Source organism: Micromonospora lacuserhaii, from assembly GCF_036902735.1.
In the GTDB taxonomy this organism is placed as follows: Bacteria; Actinomycetota; Actinomycetes; order Mycobacteriales; family Micromonosporaceae; genus Micromonospora.
Window position 1 is genome coordinate 39,527 of the sequence record NZ_JBAKHO010000035.1, and the last position, 21,912, is coordinate 61,438.

The 21,912-nt window shown below is 73.3% G+C and carries 18 protein-coding genes; 13 read left to right on the forward strand and 5 right to left on the reverse strand.

Going from position 1 to position 21,912, the window contains the following annotated elements; all coding sequences use genetic code 11:
• Window positions 1–28: 28 nt before the first annotated feature.
• The 3 genes from V6U81_RS20465 to V6U81_RS20475 all read right to left on the reverse strand — a co-directional run bounded on the left by V6U81_RS20465 (window position 29) and on the right by V6U81_RS20475 (window position 3,514).
• Window positions 29–607: an LURP-one-related family protein gene (locus V6U81_RS20465; protein WP_334491463.1), complete on the reverse strand. Its 579-nt coding sequence runs from the start codon at window positions 605–607 to the stop codon at window positions 29–31.
• Window positions 608–654: 47 nt separating this feature from the next.
• The gene (locus tag V6U81_RS20470; protein ID WP_334491464.1) at window positions 655–861 is read right to left on the reverse strand and encodes a hypothetical protein; all 207 of its coding nucleotides are present in this window, start codon (window positions 859–861) and stop codon (window positions 655–657) included.
• Window positions 862–1,003: 142 nt separating this feature from the next.
• The gene (locus V6U81_RS20475; RefSeq protein WP_334491465.1) at window positions 1,004–3,514 is read right to left on the reverse strand and encodes a DEAD/DEAH box helicase; all 2,511 of its coding nucleotides are present in this window, start codon (window positions 3,512–3,514) and stop codon (window positions 1,004–1,006) included.
• 141 nt (window positions 3,515–3,655) lie between these two features.
• Between V6U81_RS20475 and V6U81_RS20480 the strand changes: the two genes are divergently transcribed.
• The 8 genes from V6U81_RS20480 (at window position 3,656) to V6U81_RS20515 (ending at window position 14,110) form a co-directional block, all read left to right on the forward strand.
• Entirely contained in the window at window positions 3,656–4,003 is a 348-nt protein-coding gene (locus V6U81_RS20480; RefSeq protein WP_334491466.1) for an STAS domain-containing protein, read from the forward strand.
• Entirely contained in the window at window positions 4,000–4,437 is a 438-nt protein-coding gene (locus tag V6U81_RS20485; RefSeq protein WP_334491467.1) for an ATP-binding protein, read from the forward strand. Before V6U81_RS20480 ends, V6U81_RS20485 begins: the two co-directional genes overlap by 4 nt.
• 319 nt (window positions 4,438–4,756) lie before the next feature.
• The gene (locus V6U81_RS20490; protein ID WP_334491468.1) at window positions 4,757–7,117 is read left to right on the forward strand and encodes a sodium-translocating pyrophosphatase; all 2,361 of its coding nucleotides are present in this window, start codon (window positions 4,757–4,759) and stop codon (window positions 7,115–7,117) included.
• A gap of 115 nt (window positions 7,118–7,232) precedes the next feature.
• The gene (locus V6U81_RS20495) at window positions 7,233–7,775 is read left to right on the forward strand and encodes a hypothetical protein (RefSeq protein WP_334491469.1); all 543 of its coding nucleotides are present in this window, start codon (window positions 7,233–7,235) and stop codon (window positions 7,773–7,775) included.
• Complete coding sequence (locus tag V6U81_RS20500) at window positions 7,766–8,383, forward strand: hypothetical protein (RefSeq protein WP_334491470.1); 618 nt, start codon at window positions 7,766–7,768, stop codon at window positions 8,381–8,383. The genes V6U81_RS20495 and V6U81_RS20500 overlap by 10 nt, the downstream gene beginning before the upstream one ends.
• Window positions 8,384–8,721: 338 nt before the next feature.
• On the forward strand, window positions 8,722–11,577 hold the full coding sequence (gene topA / locus V6U81_RS20505; protein WP_334491471.1) for a type I DNA topoisomerase: 2,856 nt from the start codon (window positions 8,722–8,724) through the stop codon (window positions 11,575–11,577).
• Window positions 11,578–11,635: 58 nt separating this feature from the next.
• Window positions 11,636–12,919 (forward strand): CapA family protein, encoded by a 1,284-nt coding sequence (locus tag V6U81_RS20510; protein ID WP_334491472.1) that lies wholly within the window; start codon window positions 11,636–11,638, stop codon window positions 12,917–12,919.
• Window positions 12,920–13,087: 168 nt separating this feature from the next.
• Window positions 13,088–14,110, forward strand: a complete 1,023-nt coding sequence (locus V6U81_RS20515; RefSeq protein WP_334491473.1) for an NlpC/P60 family protein — start codon at window positions 13,088–13,090, stop codon at window positions 14,108–14,110.
• A 32-nt stretch (window positions 14,111–14,142) separates the two neighbouring features.
• Here V6U81_RS20515 and V6U81_RS20520 read toward each other — a convergent pair whose 3' ends face one another.
• On the reverse strand, window positions 14,143–15,444 hold the full coding sequence (locus V6U81_RS20520) for a D-arabinono-1,4-lactone oxidase (protein WP_334491474.1): 1,302 nt from the start codon (window positions 15,442–15,444) through the stop codon (window positions 14,143–14,145).
• Between the two features lie 223 nt (window positions 15,445–15,667).
• Between V6U81_RS20520 and V6U81_RS20525 the strand changes: the two genes are divergently transcribed.
• On the forward strand, window positions 15,668–16,243 hold the full coding sequence (locus tag V6U81_RS20525) for a TetR/AcrR family transcriptional regulator (protein ID WP_334491475.1): 576 nt from the start codon (window positions 15,668–15,670) through the stop codon (window positions 16,241–16,243).
• 24 nt (window positions 16,244–16,267) lie between these two features.
• On the opposite strand, the gene V6U81_RS20530 is transcribed toward V6U81_RS20525, so the two are convergent.
• Window positions 16,268–17,476, reverse strand: a complete 1,209-nt coding sequence (locus V6U81_RS20530; protein WP_334491476.1) for an amino acid deaminase/aldolase — start codon at window positions 17,474–17,476, stop codon at window positions 16,268–16,270.
• A gap of 297 nt (window positions 17,477–17,773) precedes the next feature.
• Here V6U81_RS20530 and tmk point away from each other — a divergent pair, with 297 nt between their 5' ends.
• From tmk to V6U81_RS20550, 4 genes are all read left to right on the forward strand, one after another.
• On the forward strand, window positions 17,774–19,873 hold the full coding sequence (tmk, locus tag V6U81_RS20535; RefSeq protein WP_334491484.1) for a dTMP kinase: 2,100 nt from the start codon (window positions 17,774–17,776) through the stop codon (window positions 19,871–19,873).
• Window positions 19,873–21,171 carry a DNA polymerase III subunit delta' gene (locus V6U81_RS20540; protein WP_334491477.1) on the forward strand — a complete coding sequence of 433 codons (1,299 nt, stop codon included), beginning with the start codon at window positions 19,873–19,875 and terminating at the stop codon, window positions 21,169–21,171. The genes tmk and V6U81_RS20540 overlap by 1 nt, the downstream gene beginning before the upstream one ends.
• Window positions 21,172–21,280: 109 nt before the next feature.
• Entirely contained in the window at window positions 21,281–21,607 is a 327-nt protein-coding gene (locus V6U81_RS20545; RefSeq protein ID WP_334491478.1) for a YbaB/EbfC family nucleoid-associated protein, read from the forward strand.
• 1 nt (window position 21,608) lies between these two features.
• Window positions 21,609–21,912 (forward strand): hypothetical protein (locus V6U81_RS20550; protein WP_334491479.1); only part of this gene is annotated, 304 nt, incomplete at its 3' end.

Genomic DNA, 21,912 nt, shown 5'->3' on the forward strand with positions numbered 1-21,912 from the left:
CGGAACGGCCGTCCCGGCCGTCGGTGGGTCAGCGACTCTGGAGCGCGTCCAGGCCGATCGCCATGGCGATCACCAGTCGACGGTCGAGCTGCGGGTGCTGCACCTCGACGACGTACCGGTCGCGCAGGCCCCACTTCTTGATCACCGAGAAGACGGGCTGGCCACCGGCGACGAAGTCGAAGTGGTACGGCAGCCAGGAGAGCGAGTCGACGAACCGGCGCAGCAGCGCCACCGGCAGGCTCCGCTCCTGGCCGGTGATCTGCGGCAGACCGGCCTGCTCGACGTGCCACGTCGAGCGCAGCAGCGACTGGGCGAAGTCCTTGCGGAACAGCCCGATCGGGGCACCGGCGTGGTCGGTGACGTCGTACGTGGCGCCGAGGTCGAGACGCTGACGCGCCTTGAAGCCGAGCAGCGGCTGCTGCTTCGAGTCGTCGGTGTAGAGGGTCACCTGCTCCTTGAAGGCGAGCCGCTTCTGCTGCGCGAACGCCAGAAGCTCCCCCTCGGTGCCGTCGGGCGCCACGGCGTGTACCTCGTACTGGTTGACCATCATCCGGAGCCGCTGCCGGATGTGGAACTGGTGCTGGGCCTGCAAACTGTCGAGCTGCATCGAGATCTCCTCAGAAGGGTGCGCCGGAGTCTCGCACAGACCACCGATCACCGTCCGCCCTCGATTGTCGCCTTCATCGCCCAGGCGTTGAGTACCTGGTGGATGCCGCGCAGCCGCTCGTTGATCTGGTCGAGGCGTTCCGCCTGGGCCAGGCTGGCCAGCGCGGAGCCCAGCGCGATCTGCTGGTCGGGGGTGAGTTTTTCCTGGTCGATCGTGTAGAGCAGGTCGACGGTCTCGGCGATGGTATCGGCCACGGCTTCCTCCTTCGCAGGGAAGAACGGCAGTCGGCTGGTCGGGCGGCGATGCATGGAAGCGCTCCCATGTCTCAATGCCCAGTCGGCGTGCCAGTCATGCACGCATCCCGGAACCCGTACCGATCCGCCGCCGGGGGTGGGGTCAGGCCGGCTCCGCGTCGGCCGTCCGCTCCCCCTGGTGGGGCACCGCCGGCGCATGCGCCACGTTCTCCGCCGGCGCGCGCGCCACGTTCTCCGCCGGCAGGGCCGGGCCGGGCGGCGCCGGGACGGCATCGGTCGGGGTCGGCTCGACAGGCTCCGCCGGCAGGTTGGCCAGCACCACGTCGAGGACCCGCACCGCATCCGGCTTGGAGAGCGGATTGTTGCCGTTGCCGCACTTGGGGGACTGCACGCAGGACGGGCAGCCGGTCTCGCAGCCGCACTCGGCGATGGCGTCCCGGGTGGCCCGCAGCCAGGCCGCCGCCGTCCCGTACGCCCGCTCGGCGAAGCCCGCCCCGCCGGGATGGCCGTCGTACACGAAGACGGTCGGCGCCTCGGTGTCCGGGTGCAGGGCGGTGGAGAGGCCGCCGATGTCCCACCGGTCGCAGGTGGCCATCAGCGGCAGCAGCCCGATCCCGGCGTGCTCGGCGGCGTGCAGCGCGCCGGGGATGTCGGCCGCCTCCACCCCGGCCGTCGCCAGCGACTGCGGCGAGACGGTGAACCAGACCGCCACCGTGCGCAGCTCCCGCGCGGGCAGGTCCAGCGGCCGGGTGTCGATCACCTCGCCGGAGGCGATCCGCCGCCGCTGGTACGACACCACCTGGCTGGTCACGTCGACCTCGCCGAGGAACAGCCCGACCGGCCCGGCGTCCACGTAGGAGCGCACCGACACGACGGAGAGCGAGGTGACGTCCCGGGCGTGGGTGGACCAGTCCGGCTCCTCGGCGTGCACCAGCGCGCACCCGTCGGCCAGGTCCAGGGAGTCGACCACGTACGAGACGCCCTGGTGCAGGTAGACCGCGCCGGTGTGGAGCAGGAAGTGCGAGGAGCCGCCGTCGACGGTGCCGAGCAGTCGTCCGGTGGACGCCTCCACCACGCAGACCGGGGCGCCCCCCTCGCCGCGCAGGTCGACCTCGGGGCGCTCCCGGTGCCGCCAGTACCAGCCGGTCGGCCGCTGCCGCAGGGCGCCCGCCTCGACCAGCGAGTCGACCGCCTCTTTGGCGCCGTCGCCGAAGAGTTCCAGGTCGGCCGGGGTGAGCGGGGCCTCCGCCGCCGCGCAGGCCAGCTGCGGGGCGAGCACGTACGGGTTGGCCGGGTCGAGCACGGTCGCCTCGACCGGCCGCCCGAAGAGCGCCTCGGGGTGGTGCACCAGGTAGGTGTCGAGCGGGTCGTCCCGGGCCACCAGCACCGCGAGCGCCTCGTCCCCGGAGCGGCCGGCCCGGCCGGCCTGCTGCCACAGCGACGCCCGGGTGCCGGGCCAGCCGCAGATCAGCACCGCGTCCAGCCCGACCAGGTCGACGCCGAGTTCCAGCGCGTTGGTGGAGGCGAGCCCGAGCAGGTCGCCGTGGAGCAGGGCGCGTTCCAGCTCGCGTCGCTCCTCGCGCAGGTAGCCGGCCCGGTAGGCGGCCACCCGGTCACCGAGCCCGGGAACCGCCTCGTCGAGCGACCGCCGGGCGTTCGCCGCCACCACCTCGGCGCCCTTGCGGGAGCGCACGAAGGCGAGCGTGCGTACCCCCTCGGCGACCGTGTCGGCGAGCAGGTCGGCGGTCTCGCGCAGCGCCGACCGGCGGACCTGGGTGAGGTCCGCGACCGCCGGGTCGACGCCGGGCTCGGCGGGCAGCAACGGCGGTTCCCAGAGGGCGAAGGTAACCCCGCCGCGCGGCGAGGTGTCCTCGGTGACGGCCGCCACCGGCAGGCCGGTGAGCCGCCCGGCCGCCGCCGCCGGGTCACCCGACGTCGCCGAGGCCAGCACGAAGACGGGGGTACGGCCGAACTTGGCGCACTGCCGCCGCAGCCGCCGCAGCACGTGCGCCACGTGCGAGCCGAACACGCCCCGGTAGGTGTGGCACTCGTCGATCACCACGTAAGCCAGTCGGCGCAGGAAGCCGGACCAGTGGGCGTGCCCGGGCAGGACGCCGTGGTGCAGCATGTCCGGGTTGGTCAGCACGAACCGGGAGTGCCGGCGGATCCACTCCCGTTCGGCGCGCGGGGTGTCCCCGTCGTAGGTGGCGGGGCGTACCCCGTCGAGTTCCAGGGCGGCGACGGCGCGTAGCTGGTCGGCGGCGAGCGCCTTGGTCGGGGCCAGGTAGAGCACCGTGGCCCGGGGGTCGGCGAGCAGCGTGGCCAGCGCGGGCAGCTGGTACGCCAGGGACTTGCCGGACGCCGTGCCGGTGGCCACGACCACGTGCTCGCCGGCGTATGCCAGCTCGGCGGCCTGGGCCTGGTGCCGCCAGGGCGCGACCACCCCGCGCCCGGCGAGCGCCGCCCGCAGCTCCGCAGGAACCCACTGCGGCCAGGGTGCCGGCTCGCCGGGCCGGGCCGGTACCCGTTCGACGTGGGTGACCGGGTCTGCGCCGTGGTGCCGGGCGCGCAGCCGGCGCAGCAGGTCGCCCGGCGCCGCCGTCGGCGGTCGCCCGGGGCCTTGGCCTGCGGTTACGGTGGCTGCGGGGTTCACGTGCTGCACTCTCGCACTGGTGTTCGGTAGTGAACAACCGGGGGCGTGGGTAAGGAGGAGCCTCCGCCGGTGACCTCTCGGGGCGTTCCGGCGAGGATGGTTAGATGCCCAGGAGAGTTTACGGCTCTCGGAGGAGGACTGATGGAGCTGTCGCTGGCGACCCGCACGGTGGGGGAGCACACGGTGCTCGAGGTCGGCGGTGAGGTGGACGTCTACACCGCACCCCGGCTGCGCGAACGGCTCCTGGAGCTGATCGACGGTGGCGCCCGGCAGGTCGTCGTCGACCTCGGCCGGGTCGACTTCCTCGACTCCACCGGCCTGGGCGTGCTGGTCGGCGCCCTGAAGCGGCTCCGCTCCGCCGGCGGTTCCTTCGCGCTGGTCTGCGACAAGGAGCCGCTGCTCAAGATCTTCCGGATCACCGCGCTGGACCAGGTCTTCCCCCTGCATCCGACGGTCGACGCGGCGATCGCCGCGGACCCCACCGCGTGATGGCGACGGTCCGGCTCTCCTTCTCGCCGGCTCCGGTGCACGTGCGCACCGCGCGTCTGGTCGGCGTCGCGGTGGCCCGCCGGGCCGGGGTACGCGAGGACCTGCTCGACGAGGTCCGGCTGGCGATCGGTGAGGCGTGCACGCGGGCGGTCGCCCTGCACCGGCAGTACGGCCTGGCCGACCCGGTGCTGGTGGAAATGTCCGACTCCGGGGTGTACGCGGTCCGGGTGGTGGACCGGGCGCCCATCGAGGCCGGCATCGGCCTGGCCAAGCTGGACGCGGACGACCTGGCCAACGAGTCGCTCACCGACGAGGCGCTCACCACCGGCGTGGGGTTCGCCCTGCTCGCCGGCTTCGTGGAGGACCTCCAGGTCCGCCCGGTCGACGAGGGCGTCGGGACCGAGGTCCGGATGGTGTGGCCGGTCGGCCGCTGACCGTCCTTCTTCGCCGACGAGGCCGTGACCCCGTGTGGGTCGCGGCCTCGTCGGGCTGATGGGCTCCTATATCAGATTTTTCCTCATAACACAGTTACAAAGATCATCCGGACACGGTCTCCCCCAGGTGTGACCTCGAACACTGCGCGGGGCTACAGTACCGGGGTTGTCAGCAAGTGATCCTTCCCGCAACCAGCGGGTATGTGCCTTCATCGCTGGTCTGCGTCGGGTGGGTCGGAGCGCTTGCGCAACCGCATCCAGGCGTCGGGTCAGTACGTCCGCTGGCCGGCGCGACAGTGTTCGGTACAGGAGGACATAGATGTCCGGGACCTTGGCCGCCCCCGAGGGCGGCGCGCTGTCCCTTACCGGAGCAAACCTGACGTACGTCGTCATCGCCGCGGTGCTCGCGCTGGTGGCACTCGTCTTCGCCGCCGCCTTGACCAAGGCCGTGCTGGCAGCCGGTAAGGGCACCACCAACATGCAGGAGATCTCCGGCGCGGTGCAGGAGGGCGCCTCGGCCTACCTGCTCCGGCAGTTCAGGACGCTGGCGATCTTCGTGGTCATCGCCGTCGTGCTGCTGTTCCTGCTGCCGGTGCACGACACCGACGGCGGCGAGCTCGGGGTGAAGATCGGCCGATCTGCCTTCTTCGTGGTGGGGGCACTGTTCAGCGCGTCCATCGGCGGCGCCGGCATGTGGCTGGCCACCCGCGCCAACCTGCGGGTCGCCGCCGCCGCGCGGGAGGCGCAGGGCGGCCGCGAGACCGCCATGAAGATCGCCTTCCGGACCGGTGGCGTGGTCGGCTTCCTCACCGTCGGCCTCGGCCTCTTCGGCGCCGCGATGGTCGTCCTCATCTACCGGGGCGACGCCCCCACCGTGCTGGAGGGCTTCGGCTTCGGCGCCGCGCTGCTCGCCATGTTCATGCGGGTCGGCGGCGGCATCTTCACCAAGGCCGCCGACGTCGGCGCCGACCTGGTCGGCAAGGTCGAGCAGGGCATCCCCGAGGACGACCCGCGCAACGCCGCGACCATCGCCGACAACGTGGGCGACAACGTCGGCGACTGCGCCGGCATGGCCGCCGACCTCTTCGAGTCGTACGCGGTCACCCTGGTCGCCGCGCTGATCCTCGGCCGGGCCGCGTTCGGCGAGGACGGCCTGGTCTTCCCGCTGATCATCTCCACGATCGGCGTGCTGGTCGCCATCATCGGCGTCTTCATCACCCGGCTCCGCCCCTCCGACCGCAACGGCCTGACCGCCATCAACCGGGCCTTCTACCTCTCCGCGGTGATCTCCGCGGTGCTGGTCGGCATCGCCGCCTTCCTCTACCTCCCGGCCACCTTCGGCGAGCTGGAGGGTGGGCTCACCGACGTCGACCGGAACCCGCGGCTGGTCGCCATCGGCGCGGTCGTGATCGGCATCGTGCTGGCCGCCGCCATCCAGGCGCTGACCGGCTACTTCACCGAGACCAACCGGCGGCCGGTGCAGGACATCGGCAAGAGCTCGCAGACCGGCGCGGCCACCGTCATCCTCGCCGGCATCAGCGTCGGCCTGGAGTCGGCGGTCTACTCGGCGCTGCTGATCGGCGCCGGTGTCTTCGGCGCGTTCCTGCTCGGCGGCAGCTCCATCACGCTCTCGCTCTTCGCGGTCGCGCTGGCCGGCACCGGCCTGCTCACCACCGTCGGCGTGATCGTCGCGATGGACACCTTCGGCCCGATCTCCGACAACGCCCAGGGCATCGCGGAGATGTCCGGCGACATCGACGAGAACGGCGCCCGGATCCTCACCGAGCTGGACGCGGTCGGCAACACCACCAAGGCGATCACCAAGGGCATCGCGATCGCCACGGCCGTGCTCGCCGCCACCGCGCTCTTCGGGTCGTACACCGACACGCTGCGCAGCTCGTACGAGGACGCGGGCGTGGGCGACGCCGCGGCCGAGATCCTGAACGCGCTGAACGTGGCCAACCCGCGCAACCTGGTCGGCCTGATCATCGGCGCGGCGGTGGTGTTCCTCTTCTCCGGTCTGGCCATCAACGCGGTCTCCCGCTCGGCCGGCGCCGTCGTGATGGAGGTGCGTCGGCAGTTCCGCGAGATGCCCGGGATCATGGACCGCACCCAGCGCCCCGAGTACGGCAAGGTCGTCGACATCTGCACCCGGGACGCGCAGCGCGAGCTGATGACCCCCGGTCTGCTGGCCATCCTCGCGCCGATCGCGGTCGGCTTCGGTCTCGGGCCCGGCGCGCTCGCGTCGTACCTGGCCGGGGCGATCGGGGCCGGCACGCTGATGGCGGTCTTCCTGGCCAACTCCGGTGGCGCCTGGGACAACGCCAAGAAGCTGGTCGAGGACGGTGCATACGGCGGCAAGGGCTCCGAGTCGCACGCCGCGACGGTCATCGGCGACACCGTCGGCGACCCGTTCAAGGACACCGCCGGCCCGGCGATCAACCCGCTGATCAAGGTGATGAACCTGGTCTCGCTGCTGATCGCGCCGGCCGTGGTGGCCTGGAGCGTGGGCGACGACCGGAACACCCCGCTGCGGATCACCGTCGCGCTGGTCGCGGCGCTGATCGTGGTCGCCGCGGTGGTCTTCAGCAAGCGCAAGGGCATCGCGATGTCCGACTCCGGCGACGGCGGGACCGGGGCGGGCAGCCCGGACCAGCACGCGGAGACGGTCAACGTCTGAGTGCGGCACCCCGGGTCCCCGGTCGGCGCGACGCCGGCCGGGGACCCGTCCGCCCCTGCTGCGGCCGTCCGGCTGACCGGTGGCGCATTCACCGGGAGGCCGTACGCTGCTTCGCATGCGTACGTGCCGGGCGAGTGCCGCCGGAAAGCTCACGGTGGTCCTGGCCACGCTCGTGCTCGTCGTCTCCGGCTGCGGTGGCGGGCCCAGCCCGCGGGCCTGGGCCGCGTCGGTCTGTGAGGCGCTCACCCCTTGGCGCGCCGAGATCAACAAGCTGACCAGCAGCACCCACCAGCAGATGACCGCGCAGACCACACCGGCGCAGGCGAAGGAGAACCTGGTGCGGCTCTTCGCCGGCGCGGAGGACGCCAGCGAGGACGCCCGCCGCCGGATCTCCGACGCCGGCGTGCCGGAGACCGACCACGGCGACGAGATCTCCCGTGGCTTCCGCACCTCGCTGGAGAAGATCCGGGACGCCTACGGCCGGGCCCGGGACACCATCGACAGGCTCGGCACCGCGCAGCCCACCGCCTTCTACGACGGCGTCCAGGCCGCCGTGGACACCCTCAACAAGGAGTACGACGCGAGCGCGCTGGACACCAGCCGGCTCAACTCAAAAGAGCTCAAACAGGCCTTCGACGAGGTCCCGGAGTGTCGCTGACCCCTCCCGACTCACCCCCCGATCCGGTGCGCCAGCTGTCGCTGTTCGGCACCGAGGCGGCGGATCCGTCCGTCGCCGACCTGGCCGGACTGCTCGCCGGGCCCGGCGGGGTGGTCCGGATGGGTCGTACCGCCCGGCTGTCGGTCGTGGTCGACGCGGCCTGGCGGGTGCACGTGCTCGTCGCCGAGCTCGCCCTGCGCGGGCTGGCCGCCAGCTGGGAGCAGACCGAGGACCAGCGGTACGCGGTGCGCACCTCGTACGTGCGAACGCTGGCCCCGCTGGCCACGGCCTGGCTGGCCGGCGAGCGCAAGCGCCCACCCGCCGGGTTCCACCTCAACGGCCGGCGGCTGCGGCTCTGGCTGGCCGCGGCGGGCGGGGCCGACGAGGCCGGGTTCCTGCTCCGGCTCGGCGACGGCGACCAGGAGTGGTGGCCGACCGTGCGCGCCGCGCTGGCCGTGGTGGGCCTCCCGGCGGCGCTGGTCGAGGCGGACGCGGGCGGCCCGGCGTACCGGATCGGCGGACGGCGACGGCTGGCCCGCCTCGCCGAGCTGGTCGGCGACCGCCCGGCCGCCGCGCCGCCGGCCGACTGGCCGACGCCCCCGGCCTGACCTCGCCCGGCGGGTGTCCGATCGCGGACCGCCGGCACGCCGGTCCGGCTGGAGAAACGGCCGGGGGCGCCTCGGCCGAGGGTCCGCCATCGTCACAGTGTTCCGCTCCGGGGCCTACCCACGGTGTACGGTGGCGCCGTCCGGCCGGTGCCGTACACCTGGCGCCGGTGGCGTACGACGCGGGGGGCGGATTGTCGCCCGCGAAACCCGAAAGCCGGGCGGCGCGTTACGTTGGACATCCGGGCCGCAGGCGGTCCGGTGGGCGCGACATTGCCCGAAACGGGCATCGCGACACCGCCCAAAACGGGCATGGAGCAGAAGTGAGGTCGGGGAGAGACGTGCCGAGCAACGCTGGAACCACCCGTCTGGTCATCGTCGAGTCTCCGGCGAAGGCCAAGACGATCTCGGGCTACCTCGGCCCGGGATACGTCGTGGAGGCCAGCTTCGGCCACGTCCGGGACCTCCCGCGCAACGCAGCCGACGTGCCGGCCAAGTACAAGGGTGAGCCCTGGGCCCGGCTCGGGGTGGACGTCGACAACGGCTTCCACGCCCTCTACGTGGTCTCCGCCGACCGGCGCCAGCAGATCAACAAGCTGGTGAAGCTGGCCAAGGAGGTCGACGAGATCCTCCTGGCGACGGACGAGGACCGCGAGGGCGAGGCGATCGCCTGGCACCTGGTGGAGACGCTCAAGCCCAAGGTCCCGGTCAAGCGGATGGTCTTCCACGAGATCACCAAGCCGGCGATCCAGGCCGCGGTCGCCAACCCCCGGGAGATCGACCGGGACCTGGTCGACGCCCAGGAGGCCCGGCGCATCCTCGACCGGCTCTACGGCTACGAGGTCTCCCCGGTGCTGTGGAAGAAGGTCATGCCGAAGCTCTCGGCGGGCCGGGTGCAGTCCGTGGCGACCCGGATCGTGGTCGAGCGGGAGCGCCAGCGGATGGCCTTCCGCACCGCCGAGTACTGGGACATCCTCGCCACCCTCGCGGTGGGGAACGCCGGTGACGGGCCGCGGAGCTTCAACGCCACGCTGATCGCCCTGGGCGGCGACCGGATCGCCACCGGCAAGGACTTCGAGCCGACCACCGGTCGGGTCAGGGCCGGCGCCGGCGTGGTGCACCTCGACGAGAGCGGCGCCCGGGGGCTGGCCGCCCGCCTGGAGGGGCGGCCGTTCACCGTCACCCGGGTCGAGGAGAAGCCGTACCGCCGCCGTCCGTACGCGCCGTTCATCACCTCCACCCTCCAGCAGGAGGCGGCCCGCAAGCTGCGCCTCTCCTCGCAGCAGACGATGCGCACCGCGCAGCGGCTCTACGAGAACGGCTACATCACCTACATGCGTACCGACTCGGTGAACCTGTCGGAGACCGCCATCGCGGCGGCCCGCCGGCAGATCGTCGAGCTGTACGGCGAGCGCAGCGTGCCGCCGGAGCCGCGCCGGTACACCGGCAAGGTGAAGAACGCGCAGGAGGCGCACGAGGCGATCCGCCCGGCGGGGGACAACTTCCGCACTCCGGGTGAGGTGGCCAAGGAGCTGTCGGCCGAGGAGTTCAGGCTCTACGAGCTGATCTGGCGGCGCACCATCGCCTCGCAGATGACCGACGCGGTCGGCTCCAGCGTCTCGGTGCGCATCCGCGCCGTCTCCTCCGCCCAGGAGGAGGCCGACTTCGGCGCGACCGGCAAGACCATCACCGACCCCGGCTTCCTGCGGGCGTACGTCGAGTCGAGCGACGACGAGAACGCCGAGGCCGAGGACGCCGAGCGCCGGCTGCCCACCCTGGTCAAGGACCAGCCGCTGACCGCCGACGAGCTGGCCGCGCAGGGGCACCACACCCAGCCGCCGTCGCGCTACACGGAGGCGTCGCTGGTCAAGGCCCTGGAGGAGCTGGGCATCGGCCGCCCGTCGACGTACGCGTCGATCATGCAGACCATCCAGGACCGCGGGTACGTCTTCAAGCGCGGCCAGGCGATGATCCCGTCGTTCCTGGCGTTCGCCGTGATCGGGCTGATGGAGCGGCACTACCCGCGCCTGATCGACTACGACTTCACCGCCAGCATGGAGAACGAGCTGGACGAGATCGCCGGCGGCGAACACGCCTCGGTCGACTTCCTCACCTCCTTCTACTTCGGCAGCACCAACGGCACCGGCGACCAGGCCATCGCCCACGCCGGTGGCCTGAAGAAGCTGGTCACCGAGAACATCACCGACATCGACGCCCGCAGCATCAACTCGATCCCGCTCTTCACCGACGACGAGGGTCGCGAGATCGTGGTCCGGGTCGGCCGGTTCGGGCCGTACCTGCAGCGGGCGCTCCCCGGCGAGCAGCCGGCGCCGAAGGTCGAGGGCGAGGAGGGCGGCGGTCAGGGCGACCGGGCGCCGATCCCGGAGGGGCTGGCGCCCGACGAGCTGACCCCGGAGAAGGTGCAGGAGCTCTTCCTGGGCGGCGGCGGCGAGCGCAAGCTCGGTGACGACCCGACCACCGGCGAGCCGATCCTGCTCAAGTCCGGCCGGTTCGGCCCGTACGTGGCCAGCGGCGAGCGGAAGTCCTCGCTGCTCCGCTCCCAGTCGCCGGACTCGCTCACCCTCGACGAGGCGTTGAAGCTGCTCAGCCTGCCCCGGGTGATCGGCACCGACGCCGACGGCAACGAGGTCGTCGCCAACAACGGCCGCTACGGGCCGTACGTCAAGCGTGGTGACGAGTTCCGCTCGCTGGACTCGGAAGACAAGATGTTCACCGTCACGCTGGACGAGGCGGTGGCCCTGCTGGCCGCCCCGAAGGCCCGCCAGCGCCGCGCCGCCGCCCCGCCGCTGCGGGAGATGGGCGTGGACCCGCTGACCGAGAAGCCGCTGGTGATCAAGGACGGCCGGTTCGGGCCGTACGTCACCGACGGGGAGTTCAACGCGTCGCTGCGCCGGGGCCAGACGCCGGAGGAGCTGACCATCGAGCAGGCCTCCGAGATGCTGGCCGAGAAGCGGGCGAAGGGCCCGGCCCCCAAGAAGGCCGCGGCGAAGAAGACCACGCCGGCCAAGAAGACGGCGGCGAAGAAGACGACGGCGGCCAAGAAGACGACGGCGGCGAAGAAGACCACGGCGGCGAAGAAGACCACGGCGGCCAAGACGACGGCCGCCGCGGCGAAGAAGGCGCCGGCCCGCAAGGCGGCGCCGAGGAAGGCCACCGCGACCGCCGACGGCGAGTGAGCTGAGCCGCCCGGGAACGGGGCCTCGCGTTCGGCGCGGCTGACCTACTCTGCCGCCCGTGTCGGTAGCGGGGAACGCGTGGCGCGGCAGGCCGGCGAAGGTGACGGGCATCGTCGCCCTCGTCGTGGTGCTCGCCGGAGCGGGACCGCTCGCCTGGCATCCGGACTGGGGGCGGGACGACCCGGCCGTTTTCCTGCCGGGAGCGGATGCCGCTGCGCCGGTCGCCGGGACCGCGTCCGCGCCGGCCGGCTCCACGGTCCGGCGCGACGCGTCCGGTCGGCGGCTCTTCACCATCCTCGGTGCCGGTGACGTGCTGGTCCACCCGGAGCTGACCGACCAGGCCCGTCGGGACGCCGCACGGAGCGGGCACCCCGGCACGCTCGACTTCGCCCCGCTCTTCCGGCAGGTCCGTCCCGCCGTCTCCGGTGCCGACCTGGCGATCTGTCACCTGGAGACCCCGGTGGCCGAGCCGGATGGCCCGTTCGCCGGCTTTCCGAGGTTCAGCGTCCCGCCGCAGGTGGTGGACGCGATCCGGAGCACCGGCTTCGACGCCTGCTCGACCGCCTCCAACCACACCATCGACCAGGGCGAGGCGGGGGTGAGCCGCACACTCGGCGCACTGGACGCCGCCGGGATCGGGCACACCGGCAGCGCGCGCAGCCGGAAGGAGGCGCTCACTCCCCGCATCTACACGCGGGAGGGGGTACGGGTCGGGCACCTCGCGTACACCTTGAACCTCAACGGGCTCCAGCGGCCGGCGGGCCGGGACTGGATCGCCAACCTGATCGAACCGGCGAAGATCCTCCCGGCGGCGCGGAGGCTACGGGCGGCCGGCGCGGAGATCGTGGTGCTGAGCCTGCACTGGGGCACCGAGTACCGGAACCTGCCGGACGCCGACCAGGAGCGGTGGGCCGAGCCGCTGATCGCATCCCCCGACATCGACCTGATCCTGGGCCACCACGCGCACGTGGTGCAGCCGATGGAGAAGGTCGGTCACAAGTGGATCGCCTACGGGATGGGCAACCAGGTGGCCCGGCACCGGAAGCCGCTCCCGGCCAACCGGGAGGGGGTGATGACCCGGTTCACGTTCACCCGGATCGCCGCGGGGACGTGGCGGGTCACCACGGCTGAGGCCATTCCCACCTGGGTGGACCTCGACCCGGACATCCGGCTGGTCGACCTGCCGGCGGCCCTGGCGGACCCGGCGACGCCAGCCGACCGCCGGGCGATCTACCAGGCGGCGGAGGACCGCATCCGCGGGCATCTGCGGGTCCGGGGCGCAGCATCGAGCGGCCTGACCGTGCCGGGGCCGATGGCCCCTCCGGTTTCGCCGATCGGGTAGATCCTCGGGGTGGGTTCGGAAATCCGTCCGGTCGGTGGCCACGTCGTCCTGGCATGACCAGGGGGACGGACCGGCAGCCGGCCTTCGTGGCATCCTGTCGGGCGTGGAGCCGGTCCGGCGAGCCCGGGTCGACCGCGACGACCGAGCAGAGAGAAGCGGGCAGGCGCCGTGTCGCAGAGCAGCAAGTGGACGTGGGCGGCGTTGGTCGTCGCCCTGGTCGCCGCGGGTGTGGTCGTGGACGCGGTCAGCCGCCCCGACGACTCCAACTCGATCGCCGCGCCGGTCGTGGAGGCCGGCCGGCCCGGCCCGGTGTCGGCCGACTCCGCCGAGCTGACCTACACCCGGCTCGCCGGGCCGGACCGTACCCAGGTCCGCGACGCGTCCGGCCGGGTGCTGGCGGTGTTCACCGACGGCGCCCGTACGGTGCGGATCTCCGGCCCCCGGCGTACCTTCACCGACCCGCGCTTCACCAGGGCGTCGGTCACCACCGACGCCTGGATCCGGCTGGCTCCGCGGACGTGGCGGGAGGGGTCGGAGAAGGCTCCCTGGTTCCGGCCGTGGCTGGACGGGGCGCTGCGCAACCTCGGCCGGGACGCCCTCGCCATCTCGATGGACTACCTGGACGGTGTGCCGAGCCGCACCGACCCGAAGGGGCGGCGGTTCGCCGGTGACGCCTCCTTCGGGCCGCTCGACGCCGCCGACCCGGACGGCCGGGCGGAGGACTCGGACTTCCACGACTACCTGGGCGTGGAGTGGGACTTCCCGGACAGCGGGCCCGCGCGTCCGGCCGCGGGCCGCCTCGGCAGCCTCGACTCCTCCGGTCTCATCCGGATGGTCTACGGCCACCGGATGGGCTGCCTGCTGCGCGGCACCGACACCAGGGGGCCCGGGCTGCCGCGTCACGCGTTCGCGATCGCCGGCTTCGGCCCCGGCGCCGTGCTGGTTCCGAACACCGGCCGGGCGGTCCGCGACTACGGCGTCCTCCAGGAGGGCGACCTGGTCTTCTTCAACGACGGCGGGTCGGCCGGCACGGCCATCACGCGGTCGGGCATCTACCTCGGCGTCGACGACACCGGTCACCACCGGTTCCTCTCCAGCCAGGCCAAGGCGGACGGCCCGACCTTCGGCGGCGACTCGGTGCTGGACGGGTCGGTCTGGTCGGGCCGGTTCCTCACCGCCCGCCGGATCTGACGGGCTGCGACCCGCCCCGGGCGGCCGCCGGCTCAGCGGCCGAGGATCAGGTCCAGGTGGGGATTGGTGAGGACCCGGCCCGGGTCCAGCCGGTCGCGCAGCGCCAGGAAGTCGGCGAACCGGGGGTACGCGGGCGCGAGCGACGCCGCGTCGCGGTAGTGCAGCTTGCCCCAGTGTGGACGGCCACCCAGCGCCGTCGCCATCTCCTCCACGGCCCGGAAGTACGGCTCGTACGGCATCCCGACGTACTGGTGCACGGCCAGGTACGCCGAGTCCCGCCCGTAGCCGTGGGAGAGCCAGATGTCGTCGGCGGCGGTGAACCGCACCTCGACCGGGAAGAGCACCTTGAACGGCAGCCCGTCGACGATCCGGCGCAGTTCGTCCAGCGCCGTGGGCAGGGCCGCACGCGGCAGGGCGTACTCCATCTCCACGAAGCGGACCCGGCGCGGGGTGCAGAAGACCCGGTCGGAGCGGCCGGTGTAGGTGCGTTCGGTGAGCGCCCGGGCGGAGACCGCGCTGATCCGGGGGGCCAGCGCCGGCACCGCGCGACCCAGCCGGCAGGCCCCGGCGAAGACGGTGTTGGACAGGAAGTCGTCGTCCAGCCAGCCGCGCCAGCGGGACAGCGGCCGGTCGTCGGTGGGTACCCGGTCGTTGGTCTTGACCTGCACCCGGTCGGTGTACGGGAACCAGTAGAACTCGACGTGGTCGTGCGCCTCGACCAGCTCGGGCAGTTCGGCGAGCACGGCGGCCAGCGGCGCGGGCCGTTCGTGCGCCCGCAGGGTGAACGCGTCGACGCAGCGCAGCGTCACCTCGACCAGCACCCCGAGCGCGCCGAGCCCGACCCGGGCGGCGGCGAAGACGTCGGGGTGCTCGTCGGCGGAGCAGCGCAGCACCTCGCCCGTGCCGGTGACCAGGGTGAGGGCCTCGACGAAGGTGGAGAGGCAGCCGTACGCCGCGCCGGTGCCGTGGGTGCCGGTGGAGATCGCGCCGGCGACGGTCTGCGCGTCGATGTCGCCGAGGTTGGGCAGGGCCAGGCCGTGCGCGGCGAGCAGTTCGTTGAGCGCGTGCAGGGTCGTCCCGGCCGGCACGGTGACCGAGTGACCGTCGACCCGGACGCCGGTGTCCAGATCGGTCAGTTCCATCAGCCGGCCGTCGGGTACAGCGATCGGGGTGAACGAGTGGCCGCTGCCGACCACCCGGACCCGCTCGCCCGCGCCCGCCGCGTCCCGGACCGCCTCGGCGACGCCGTCGACGGTGCTGGGGCGCAGGATGGCGGTGGCGACGCTGTGCTGGTTGCCGGCCCAGTTGGACCAGGCAGGGATGGTGACGGCCATCTACGCTCCTCGAGTGAATATGAACTGACTTCATATCAGGAACGTTGTACCTGGTAAACACCGCAATCAAGGCCCGCTCGTTGTACCGGTAGTCACGGCTTCGTGACATATGGATATGTTTTCCGTCGAAGGGGGGTGGCGCCGAGTGTCCACACCAGCCGCCACGACCGGGCCGCTGCGCCGCGTTCCGGTGCAGGGTCGAAGTGTCGCGCGGGTCCAGCGGATGTTGGACGCCTGTGCCGAACTCGTCGACGAAGTGGGGTACGAGGGACTGACCACCACACTGCTCGCCGAGCGCGCCGAGGTGGCGATCGGGTCGGTCTACCAGTTCTTTCCGGACAAGCGGGCGATCGTGCAGGCGTTGACCCTGCGCACGATGGAGTCCTACCTGCAGCGGCTCGACGAGCGGTTCGCCTCCGACGACCTGACCCACTGGTGGGACGGCGTCGACGCGGGGATCGACGAGTACATCACGATGCACCGCACCGTCCCGGGGTTCCGTACCCTGCACTTCGGCGACGTGGTCGACCTGCACCTGCTCGATGAGCGGCGCGACAACAACGGCGTGATCGCCGACCAGTTGGCCCGGGTGTTGACCGAGCGGTTCGGGATGACCGACGAACCGCGGCTGCGGTTCTGTCTGGAGATCGCCGTGGAGGCCGCGGACGCCCTGATCAAGCTGGCGTTCCGCCGTAGGCCGGAGGGGGACGAGCGGGTCCTCGCCGAGGCCAAGGCGCTCATCCGGGAATACCTGCACCGCCACGTCGAGGCCGAGGCCGAGGCCGTCCCACAGGCCTGACCGATCCCGGGTGACGGGCCGCGCCTACAGGAAGGCGTGGCCCTCCCCGCGGTAGGTGGGGACGGCGCCGACGATCGTGTCGCCGTCGAGCAGGTGCAGCTCGTTGACGTGCTCGCAGAGCTCGCCGGCCTTGGCGTGCCGGAACCAGACCCGGTCGCCGATCCGCAGCCGGTCCGCCGCCGCGCCGGCCAGCGGGGTCTGCACCTCGCCCGCGCCCTCGGTGCCGACCAGCGCCAACCCGCTCGGCAGCCAGGGCCGGGGCAGCCGGCTGCCGGCGGCCGGACCGGAGGCGATCCAGCCGCCGCCGAGCACCGTGGCCAACCCGGGCGCCGGGCGGCGGACCACCGCGCAGGCGAAGAAGGCCGCCGGGGTCGGCCGCCAGGCACGGTACGCGTCGAAGAGCGTCGGCCCGTACAGGCCGGATCCGGCGGTGACCTCGGTGACCGCGGGATCGGCGCTGGTGGCGGCGACGCTGCCGGTGCCCCCGCCGTTGACGAACTCCAGGTCGCCGTGTTCGCGTACCGCGGCGACCGCCGCGCCCCGGCGGGCCAGCAGTTCCCGGTACGACCCGCGCTGGGCGATGCGGATCGCCGTGCCCAGGGCGGCCTGCCCGGGCGGGGCGTCCCCGAGACCGGCGATCTGCGCCTCGTACGACATCAGTCCGACCAGTCGGAAGCCCGGCCTGCCGGCGACGGCGGCGGCCAGCGTGCCGGCGGCCGGGGCGCTGTGCACGGGTGACCGGCGTACCCCGACGTGCACCCGCCCGCCCAGGGGTCGCCACGAGGCGTCCAGGTCGAGGCAGATCCGCAGCTGCGCCCGGCGGCCGGGGGCGCGTACCGCGTCGACGAGGTCGAGCTGTTCGGTCCCGTCGACCATCAGGGTCACCGCCGCGGCGAGATCCGGGTCGTCGGCGAGCGTGGCGAGCGCCCCCCGGTCGGCTGTCGGATAGGCGACCAGGGCGTCCCGGGTCACGCCGGACCGGACCAGCCAGATCGCCTCCGGCAGGGTGAACGCCATCACGCCGGCCCAGCCGGGGTGACCCAGCGCACGGCCGATCAGCTCGCGGGCGCGGACCGACTTGCTGGCCACCCGGACCGGCTTGCCCGCGGCGCGTCCGGCCAGCGCCGTCGCGTTGGCGTCGAAGGCGCCGAGGTCGAGCACCGCGTACGGCGGGTCGAGGTGTGCGGTCGCCCGGTCGAGGCGCTCGCGCAGGGTGTCGCTGTCGATGGCCACGGATGCACGCTAACTGTCCGGGGGAGCGATGCGAAACACCCTCACGTACGGCCGGGCTGCGGTCGCCGGTCCCGGCGGCCTACGCTCGGCGAGCAGGAGAATGTCGCCGGTGGGGAGGCCCCCCACCGGGTCTAGAGTGTTCCACCGGGACTGCCCAGCGTTGGGCCGGCACGTGGAGGTACGGCCATCGAAAGCCAGCAGAACGGCGAGTCGTCCGGCGTGTCGTCGTCCGAGCCGCAGGGCGGCGCGGGAAACCAGAGCGCCGCCGACCGGTCCGGCGCCGCCGCGATCCGCTCCGTGCTGCGCATCCGGCCGTTCCGGCGGCTCTGGATCGTGCTCGGCGCGGCCTCCTTCGGCGACTGGCTCGGTCTGCTCGCCACCTCGGTCTTCGCCGCCGCGCAGGTCTCCGGCAGCACCGCCCAGGGCGCCGCGTTCGGCGGTGTGATCGCGGTCCGGCTGCTCCCGGCGCTGGTGCTCGGCCCGGTGGCCGGCGTGCTGGCCGACCGGTTCGACCGCCGCTGGACGATGGTCATCTGCGACCTGCTGCGCTTCCTGCTCTTCGCCTCGATTCCCCTCGTCGCGCTGCTCGGCGTCAGCGGCGGCGTGGTGGTCGGCTGGGCGGCGATCGCCACCTTCCTGATCGAGTCGATCACCCTGCTCTGGATCCCGGCCAAGGAGGCCGCGGTCCCCAACCTGATCCCGCGCGCCCGGCTGGAGACCGCCAACCAGCTCACCCTGATCACCACGTACGGCCTGACCCCGGTCGCCGCCGCGATCGGCCTGGCGGTGCTGGACCGCAGCGTGCGGGGGATCACCGGCGGCGAAATGCCCGGCTGGGCCGAACCGGCCCAGCTCGCCCTCTGGTTCAACGCCTTCTCCCGGCTGGCCACCGCGCTGGTGGTGCTCTTCGGCATCAAGGAGATCAGCCAGACGCAGGCTGACGAGCAGGAGCGCACCGGGCAGGGCATGATGAGCCAGTTCACCGAGGGCTGGAAGTTCATCGGCCAGACCCCGCTGGTCCGCGGCCTGGTGCTCGGCATCTTCGGCGCGTTCGCCGGCGGCGGCATCGTGATCGGCACGGCCAAGTTCTTCGCCGCGTCGCTCGGCGCCGGTGACGCCGCCTTCTACATGCTCTTCGGCGCGATCTTCGTCGGCCTGGCGATCGGCATCGGGCTCGGCCCGATGATCGTCCGGGACATGTCCCGGCGCCGCTGGTTCGGCATGAGCATCGTGCTGGCCAGCGCCTCGGTGCTGGTGCTCGCCTTCGCCATCCACCTGTCGATGGCGATCCTCGGCGCGATCCTGGTCGGCGCCGGCGCCGGGATGGCCTTCCTCGCCGGCACCACGCTGCTCGGCGGCGAGGTCGCCGACGAGGTGCGCGGCCGGGTCTTCGCGGTGGTGCAGATCGGCACCCGGCTGGTGCTGATCCTGGCCATCGGGCTGAGCAGCCTGCTGGTCGGGGTCGGCGGCTCCCGCAAGCTGACCATCGCCGACCTCGGCATCTCCGTCTCGTCGACCCGGCTGCTGCTGCTCGCCGCAGGCGCCGCCGGCATCTTCGCCGGAATCAGCGCGTTCGGGCAGATGGACGACAAGAAGGGCGTACCGGTCCTGGCCGACCTCTGGGGCTCGATCCGGGGCCGTCCGCTGATGCCGGCCGAGCCCTTCGTCTCCAACGGCCTCTTCGTGGTCTTCGAGGGCGGCGAGGGTGCCGGCAAGTCCACCCAGCTGCAGGCGCTCGCCGAGCGGCTGCGCGTGCGGGGCCGGGACGTGGTGGTCACCCGCGAGCCGGGGGCCACCGCCGTCGGCGCGCGGATCCGCTCCCTGGTGCTGGAGAACTCCGGCGACGAGGCACCGTCGCCGCGCGCCGAGGCGCTGCTCTACGCCGCCGACCGGGCGCACCACGTCGCCACCGTCGTCCGGCCCGCGCTGATCCGCGGCGCGATGGTGATCAGCGACCGGTACGTCGACTCCTCGCTGGCCTACCAGGGCGCCGGCCGGACCCTCCCGGTCCAGGAGGTCTCCTGGCTCTCCTCCTGGGCCACCGGCGGGCTCAAGCCGGACCTGGTGGTGCTCCTCGACGTCGACCCGCACACCGGGATGTCCCGCGTCGCCGCCCGCAACCAGGGCGCCGACCGGCTGGAGGCGGAGTCGCTCGCGTTCCACGAGCGGGTCCGCTACGCGTTCCTCGACCTCGCCGCCAACGACCCCAAGCGTTACCTGGTGCTCGATGCGTCCCGGCCGGCCGAGGAGCTCGCCGCCCTGGTCGCCCGCCGGGTCGACGAGTTCCTGACGGACCCGGCCGGTATCGTGCACCCGCGCCCGGCGCACGGGCCGGACACCTCGGTGCAGCCCGAGTTATCCGACTCGGAGCTGGTGACGATGGAGCACCGGACCTGATGCCGGACGTCTTCGCCGACCTGGTCGGCCAGGACGAGGCGGTCGACACGCTGCGTCGGGCCGCCGCCGGGGCCGCCGCCGTGCTGCGCGCCGCCCACCGACCGGCACCCGTGCCCGCCGGTCGGGCCGGGGACGACCTGGACGCCCTCGCCGAGGAGGCCGACGCCGACGGGCCGGCCCGGACCGGCCCGACGTCGACCGGCCTCGACCCGGGCGCCGGCATGACCCACGCCTGGATCTTCACCGGGCCGCCCGGCTCCGGCCGTTCGGTCGCCGCCCGGGCCTTCGCCGCCGCCCTGCAGTGCGTGCACGGCACCGGCTGCGGCGAGTGCCCCGGCTGCCACACCACGCTGGGCGGTACCCACGCCGACGTCCGGCTGGTGGTGCCCGAGGGGCTCTCCATCGGGGTGGGCGAGATGCGCGCACTGGTGCTCCGCGCCGCCAGCACCCCGTCCGGCGGCCGGTGGCAGGCCGTGATCATCGAAGACGCCGACCGGCTCACCGAGGCGGCCGGGAACGCCCTGCTCAAGGCCATCGAGGAGCCCCCGCCGCGGACGGTCTTCCTGCTCTGCGCCCCGTCCACCCACCCGGACGACGTGTCGGTGACCATCCGGTCGCGCTGTCGGGTCGTACCGCTGCGGCAGCCGCCGGCCGACGCGGTGGCCGAGGTGCTGGCGCGGCGGGACGGCATCGCCCCCGACGTGGCGCAGTGGGCCGCGGCGGCCGCGCAGGGGCACGTCGGGCGGGCCCGGCGGCTGGCCCGCGACCCGGAGGCGCGCAAGCGCCGGGACGCCGTGCTGGCCGTGCCGCGCCGGCTGACCGGGGTGGGCACCGCGCTGGACGCCGCGTCCGCGCTGATCGAGGCGGCCGAGGCGGAGGCGGAGGCGGCCGTCGCGGAGTCCGACGCCGCCGAGCGGGCCGCGTTGCAGACCGCGCTCGGCGCGGGCGGCACCGGCCGGGGCGCCGCCGGCGCCGCCCGGGGTTCCGCCGGCCAGCTCAAGGACCTGGAGAAGCGGCAGAAGTCGCGGGCCACCCGGGCGCAACGCGACGCGCTGGACCGGGCCCTGGTCGACCTGGCCGGCTTCTACCGGGACGCGCTCACCATGGCGCTGGGCGCGCCGGTCGCCCCGGTGCACACCGACACCGCCGCGCTGGCCGAGGCGGGCGCGCAGAAGTGGGCGGCCGAGGGCGCCCTGCGGCGACTGGAGGCGGTACTGGAGTGCCGGGCCGCGATCGAGGCGAACGTCAAGCCGCGGATCGCGGTGGAGGCGATGATGCTCTCCCTCTGGCGGGGCTGACCGCCGTCATCCACAGGGCATCGACAGGCGTTGTCGGCGTGGGGTACGGTCCGGGGTGCCGTGGTGACGACAACGACACGCTGGGTGAGATCAGCCGGGGGGAGAATCGATGCCGCGCGAGATCGACGAGGCGTGGATCGAGGAGGCGGTGCGGCGCTACCGCCGGATCGAGTCCCTCCAGGCCGAGTTCGACCAGGCGGTGGCCACCGTCGAGGTGACCGTCCGCTCGCCGGACGGGCTGGTCGAGGTGGTGGTGACCGCCGGCGGCCGGATCACCGACGTCCGCTTTCTCGGGCCGCTGCACGCCCGGCAACCCCGCGACGTCGCCGGCTCGGTGCAGGCCGCGGTCACCGCCGCCGAGGACGCGGCCCAGTGGGCCCGGGAGAAGCTGCACAACGAGACCTTCGCGGCGTACCGGCCGTTGACGGGGGCCTGAGATGGAGACCCTGCGCGCCCTCGCCGCCCGCCTCGACGACGCCAGCGACACCCTCGCCGCGCTCGCCCGCACGGTGACCGCCAGCGACCCCGCCCACCCCGCCTTCGGGGCGCACGCCCCCGGCCGGCCGGGCGAGATCGGCCGGGCCCTGCACCGGCAGTGGACCACCGCCACCGGCGACCGAGCCCGGGAGGCCGGCGCGGCCGCCGCCCGGCTGGCCGCCGCCGCGGCCGCCGTGCGCAGCGCCGCCGGCCACTACGCGGCCGCCGACGACACCGCCCGCCGCCGGCTGGCCGGAGAGCGGT